A 6,542-nucleotide genomic window follows, 5' to 3' on the forward strand; every position below is an offset into this window, starting at 1 on the left:
AAGGGGGAATCTGTAGATTTTAAATGAAAAAACACCAAAATATTATTGATAATCTTTTATATGAATTTGCACTAAATATTATAATGTAAGAGTTAAAAGTAGTAAATATTTTGTAGTATATACGGGCAAAATCCATTGTATATAATTAGGCGTTATTTGACTTATTAGTCATTAATATTAAGTTTTTTTATTTATTAACTTAATATAACTTATTTTATGATTTTGTTGAGCATAATATGTTATATTTTTAAAAAATAAGTCTTTTTTTAAGGAATTAATTTGGCCTTTTTTAGTAGGTGTTTATATTTTGTATAGTTTTTCACTATACTGACTTTATATTTGGAGTAAATTCTTTGAATAATTATTACAAAAAACATTCATTAATTATTTCATATTTCATGTTTCCAATTAAATTTAAATAATATTTTTTTTTAGTTTTGATTTAAATGTTCTCACAATCATGTGTTTGATATCATGTATTTTAAAACAATTGTGCAACTATGCCTGATCCAATATACATTGTAGAAATAATTAGCATTGTCACAATAAGAGCTTTCCAGTCAAGAGATTTGATTTCGCGCCATCGGTTGCCCATTCCAATGCCGACATAAGCCAGGAATACTGTGACAATGGATATGATTTCAACTTCTGAAACGTAATAGATTACAATGTCTGATGTCGGCATTATTGGAAGTGCCAATGTAATGCCTATAATAATTGTATAGAACAGGGATGGAATCTTTAATGGAAAATATCTTTCCATCCAAGCACCTAAAAGTGCAATCAAAGACAAAATCCCCATGCCAATCAATGATTCGGCAATTGGATGCTTATAACCCATATGGTTACCAATCACTGTTATCACTGAAAAAATAACCAATAGGAAAATCCAATTTAAAATACCTGGAACCGAAACAATTTGATATCCATCATTTAAGTCAGACATCATCATCACCGTTTTTTTCATCTGAAGATTTTTTCCTGAATCTAGGCTCCAATTTATAATACAATTTTTCAGTCAATGGAAGTGCCAAAAATATCACGATATAGATTCCAACTGAAAACGAAAGCAGATTGCTGAATCCTGCAAACGCTTCAATTTGAGTTTCAAGTGCAGGAAATGCTGCAAGTGTAGGGCCAAGAGCCGCTGCATTCATACTGGCACTGCCAACACCACTTGCCATAGCAAATGCATATGGATGCAACGGCAATAATGATGTACTTAAACTCGCCAGGAAACTTATAAATACTGTACCAATCATTGTTCCTATGATGAACAATGCAAAAATTCCTCTTGCTTCGGGAGAATTGAAACCGTACTTGTCAACGACAACGCCCACTTCAGGCTCACGGCCAATGGAATTTGTCATACCGATAGCTTCCCTTTTAAAGCCCAAAAACAACGCTGCAGGAAGTGCTATTAAAATGGTTGCCAAATGCCCCAGTTCCTGAAGCATCAATGCAGGACCCATCTCAAAAATCAGATGAATTGACTGGCCGCTTGATACAGCAAGCTTGGCTATTAGAATACCTATAAAAAGCATCATTGCCCCTTCGGCTATACGTGCCTGCCTTCTTTTAATCCATTGTATCGGCTTTGCCAGATAACAGGTCAGGCCCAAAACCATCGAATAAAGCAAAGGCATTATTGAGACTTCAACGCCTTCTAAAAGTTCAATTTCAATAGGTCCTATTGATTCTGCAATTATTACCAAAAAGAGTATTGTTATGTGTAATCTGTAATCCTTCCAAGGGTTTTTCTTTAAAATACGTTTGTCTGTCTTTTCTCGATAAATATGTTGTATCTGATTCGTCTCTTCTGTTTTTTTAGACATAGTGCCCTCACCCACCCAACATGATTTAACATGTTAATTAAATTATAATCTTCAATAACTGCTATATAAATCAATACGATTTGATTCTTAAAAATTCCTAAAAAGTGAATAAAAATACTTCTTTTTATTCACTAAATATGATAAAATGTTATAAATCTTAAAAAATAAAAGAGTTAACATTAACTTTTAAAACAAATCTTTATTTGGAGAAAAAATTATATGGAAAATATTCATTCACTATTTAATATTCTATGTTTCCAATAGGAATATGATGATTTGATATGTTGAAAAAAACATCCCATAGAAAATTTATATTAATATTGAGTCAAATATGGGTGAGTATCTGATAATTTAACTTAATTCTGTCATTTTTTATCATCTTTTTTAATTTATCAAAATAGTCATTATGATTAAAATTAAATTTAATGAAAACAATCCCAGTATAATATTTTTATATTTAAACTCTTTAGATGGATATATAAAGATAATTAAAAGTATCGTTATTATTAGATTAAGAATTGATATCCATATCATATTTTATCAACTCCATTTTAATTATGGGAAGGTTTATATAATGAAAAAAAGAAAAGAAGTATTATGGGATTAACCCCATAACACTTTCAATATTAATTGCAATATTGAAATTATTATTTGAATAATTCCAAGTGCAATTAATATTTTTTCGCTTTTTTTTCATGGAAAACCTCCATAATCGAGCTACTTAACATAGCTCTAATGTTTAATTCTGTTTTTCATTGCATATATATCTATTTATTCTAATTAAAGATATTATAAATAGTAATTATTGTATTGGTTATGTAAAATTGCTTTGTTTATGAAATATTGCTTTCACTTTGTAAATTTCGTTTATTATCTGAAAAACATCACATATTGACAGTAACTATTTTAAGGTTATTGTATGAAATATTATAGTGTAGGAGCTAAAAGTAATAAATATTTTGTATAGTATACGGGCAACAAAAATACATATTATTTTTGAGTTATTTGGCTTGTTAATTATTAATATTAAGTTTATAATTATTTAACTTAATATAAATTATTTCATGATTTTATTAAGTGCAATATATGGGTATTTTTAAAAAATAGGTCTTTTTTTAGGGAATAAATTTTGTATTTTTTTTAAAAGAGTATTATATTTTATATACTTTTTTTAGGATATTGACTTTAAATTCTTTGAAAAATCATATGGAAAACATTCATTAACTATTTCATATTATATGTTTCCAAAAATAAACAGAATTATTTTGTTCAAATATTTAAACAAGTCTTTATATATAATTGTTTAATCATTTGAATAATTATTTATATAAGATAATTTAAATATTTGAATAGAAAGTATTGAATCACGGAGTTGTGCGTAATGTTGGAAAAAGAAGAGTTAATCTCAAATTTTATTAAAAACGAATTGAATGATGTTCCTAATGTTTTAAGCAGAAACTTATCTAAAAATAATAAAAAATTCAATGCAAGGGATGAACTAACTGATTTAAAAGGATATGTAGATATCTTTTTAAATGAAGATACATCAAATAAGATTGTAGTTTTACCTGGCCTTAGGGGTGTTGGAAAAACAACCCTGATTCTGCAGCTTTATGAATATCTGATGAAAGAAAAGAATATTCCTCCCAGAAATATCCTATATATTTCATTTGATGATTTAAATGATTTCGTTGAATGCAGCATTCGTGAAATGGTTGAAATATATTTAAAGGATATGTTTAATGAGAATTTAAGAACTTTAAATGAAAAGGTTTTCATATTCATTGATGAATCACAAATCGATAAGAAATGGGCAAAAACTGGAAAAATCATCTATGACAAATCATATAATATATTTGTCATATTTACAGGTTCATCAGCACTCCATCTAGAACAAAACGATGACCTTGCAAGAAGAATGCGTAAAAAATCAATAACTCCCCTAAACTACACACAACATCTCAAATTAAAATATGATTTAAATGCAGGAAACCTATCGGATGATTTAAGAAATCTGATATTTACCGGAAATATTGATAGTGCTGTCAAATCAGAATTTGAAGCCAATAATATGCTGACCAATTGCATAGACTACAATTCTACCGACTGGAATGAATATTTTAAATTCGGCGCTTTTCCAATACTTTTTGATAAAAAGACACACAGGGAAATATGTGAAGATTTAGTTGAAATAACAGAAAGAGTCATTACCAAAGATTTGTCCCAGATAAAAGAGCTTTCATCTGCAAATCAATCAAATGCAAAAAGAATATTAAGATACTTTGCCCTCCAACAGCCGGGTGAGTTAACCCATGCAAATCTTGCGAATTATTTGAAAACATCCACCGCAAATATCAATAAGATATTGGATCTGCTTGAAAAAACCCATCTGATCTTTCATTGTGAACCATATGGAGGTTCAGCTAAAAGGGTTAAAAAAGCCTGGAAGTATTACTTTGCAACACCCAGCATCAGACACTCATTGTCAAGGAAAGTTGGAAACCCATTACTTGGAAGTGATGATTATGAAGGACTATTATTAGAAAATCTAATAGCATCAAATCTATTTAATCTATCCAACAGACAGTTCACCAATTTCACAATATACTATGATGCAAACAAAAAAACAAATGTTGATTTTTTAATCCAGGAAGAATCCGAAAACATCATTCCAATTGAAGTGGGTCGTGGAAAGAAAAAGAAATATCAAATTGAAGATGCAATTAATAGATATGACTGTGAATATGGGATAGTCGTTGCAAATAATACAAAAACAATTAAAAGAAAAGGAAATGTAATCTACATACCTCCAAAAACATTTTCATTTTTATAGGCATTGGCTGGTGGCATTACCGAAATCAATTTAGTTGTATAGTGTGGTGATGGATGTTATGTTTCCAACAAGACATTCAATAGTTACTAGGTTATATGTGAAGTCTCTTTTAAAAAATAGATTTTCAATAGTTATTTTAAGCTATTGAACTTACAACGAATTTTATGAATTCTGGATTGTCGACTTCCACGATTGGAACGCCTGTTTCAAGCTCTTTGATTTTTTCCATATCTTCATCAGTTAATTCAAAGTCGAATACATCAGCATTTTCTAACATTCTGGATTCTTTGGTTGATTTTGGGAAAACTACAATATCTCTTTGAATCAGCCATCTTAAGATTACCTGTGCAACTGACTTTTCATATTTGCTGCCGATTTCAGAAAGAATCGGATTGTTGAATATGTCGTCTTTTCCTTCTGCAAGAGGTCCCCAAGCTTCAACTACTGCATCAAACTCGTTGTGGAACTCGACTGTTCCTTCCTGCTGGTAGAACGGATTTACTTCAATCTGGTTTACCATAGGTGGAATTTCAGCATGCAATGACAAATCTGTGAAGCGTCCCTGTGTGAAGTTGCATACTCCGATTGCTTTTATTTTTCCTTCTTTGTACAGGTCTTCTACAGCTCTCCATGTTGAGTACACATCTCCCATGCATTGGTGCAGTAAGTATAAATCAACATAATCGGTCTGGAGTTTATCCAAGGATTCTTGGAATGCCTTTTTGGTTTCATCATAACCGTATGATGAAACCCATACTTTTGTGGTTATGAAGAGTTCTTCTCTTGCGATTCCGGATTCTTTTATAGCTTCACCGATTTCTGCTTCGTTGAAATAAGCCTGTGCGGTATCAAAATGTCTGTATCCTACTTCAATAGCTTTTTTTACAACATCTTTTGTTTCTTGCGGAGGTATTTGGAAAACTCCAAAACCCAATTGTGGAATTTCCACGCCGTTTGATAAAGTTTTATATTCCATGATTTTCACCTACTGTTTACTATGTGATGTAACTATATATAAATGTTTCCTTAGGAAACATTTTCTTAAAGAAAATATTTTTATACTATTAGATACAAAACAAATAATCATGACATTACCAAGGCAATTCAAAAAAGAAAACTCCCATAACATATTAATATATCACTATGTGGAAGAACTTGTAAGCGACTTCGGAGAATACACAACAGAGCATTACAGTGATGAAGACATTACTCCTGTGGAATTGCCGTTCCTGTTAAGAATAAGGTGTGTGGACAAAAGCACACAAAAAGACCTTGTCGATTTGTTCCACGTAAGCAATGGATATGCATCAAAAATCCTAAGGAAATTTGAAGACAAGGGATTAATAACACGATTTGAGGATCCTGAAAACAGAAGAAGAAAAATCGTTAAGCTAACTGATGAAGGCATCAGGAAAACAGATGAAATCCTAACACACATCAGACAATGGGAAAACAACCACATGTGTGGAGATGAACTTGAAACACTCAAAAGATTATTATTCAAATTCTTAAGTGAAAACTAGTTAAGGTTATAGGGTTATGTTTTCAACAAGAAATTTAATTTAAATTTCCAACTACTGTGGTTTTAATAGTTGCTAAAAACAAAATTTAAGAATAATTTAAAAGATATATTTCATTAGTAAGTGATTTTAATGGAAGTCAAAACAAAACCTGTTGAACTGATTGAATTATTTTACGATTTGATTTTTGTATATGCCATATCAAAGTTAACCGCATTAATTTCAGAACCGATAAATGGTGTAATTCCACCATATAACTTTTTTGCTTATTTGATTACTTCATTTGTGATTCTGCAGGCATGGCTTTATTTTACAAACTATGTGAACAGATATGGGCAGTGGAAGTGGTATGAC

General features: G+C 30.3%; 6 protein-coding genes. 3 read left to right on the top strand and 3 right to left on the bottom strand.

The genetic code is table 11. The annotated features are described in order from the left end of the window. Window positions 1–481: 481 nt before the first annotated feature. Window positions 482–946: a hypothetical protein gene (locus IJI93_RS01120; RefSeq protein ID WP_292818665.1), complete on the bottom strand. Its 465-nt coding sequence runs from the start codon at window positions 944–946 to the stop codon at window positions 482–484. Continuing rightward, window positions 939–1,835, bottom strand: coding sequence for a DUF3100 domain-containing protein (locus tag IJI93_RS01125; RefSeq protein ID WP_292818668.1), 897 nt, complete (start codon window positions 1,833–1,835; stop codon window positions 939–941). The genes IJI93_RS01120 and IJI93_RS01125 overlap by 8 nt, the downstream gene beginning before the upstream one ends. A gap of 1,381 nt (window positions 1,836–3,216) precedes the next feature. Between IJI93_RS01125 and IJI93_RS01130 the strand changes: the two genes are divergently transcribed. Continuing rightward, a complete protein-coding gene (locus tag IJI93_RS01130; RefSeq protein ID WP_292818671.1) occupies window positions 3,217–4,668 on the top strand; it encodes an ATP-binding protein in 1,452 nt (483 codons plus the stop codon). A 136-nt stretch (window positions 4,669–4,804) separates the two neighbouring features. On the opposite strand, the gene IJI93_RS01135 is transcribed toward IJI93_RS01130, so the two are convergent. Beyond that, window positions 4,805–5,644 carry an aldo/keto reductase gene (locus IJI93_RS01135; RefSeq protein WP_292818675.1) on the bottom strand — a complete coding sequence of 280 codons (840 nt, stop codon included), beginning with the start codon at window positions 5,642–5,644 and terminating at the stop codon, window positions 4,805–4,807. A gap of 109 nt (window positions 5,645–5,753) precedes the next feature. On the opposite strand from IJI93_RS01135, the gene IJI93_RS01140 reads away from it, so the two are divergent. Next, the gene (locus IJI93_RS01140; RefSeq protein WP_292818678.1) at window positions 5,754–6,191 is read left to right on the top strand and encodes a MarR family winged helix-turn-helix transcriptional regulator; all 438 of its coding nucleotides are present in this window, start codon (window positions 5,754–5,756) and stop codon (window positions 6,189–6,191) included. Between the two features lie 129 nt (window positions 6,192–6,320). Further along, a partial coding sequence (locus IJI93_RS01145; protein WP_292818681.1) for a low temperature requirement protein A occupies window positions 6,321–6,542 on the top strand: 222 nt, incomplete at its 3' end.

Source organism: Methanobrevibacter sp. (genome assembly GCF_017431965.1).
Lineage (GTDB): Archaea > Methanobacteriota > Methanobacteria > Methanobacteriales > Methanobacteriaceae > Methanocatella.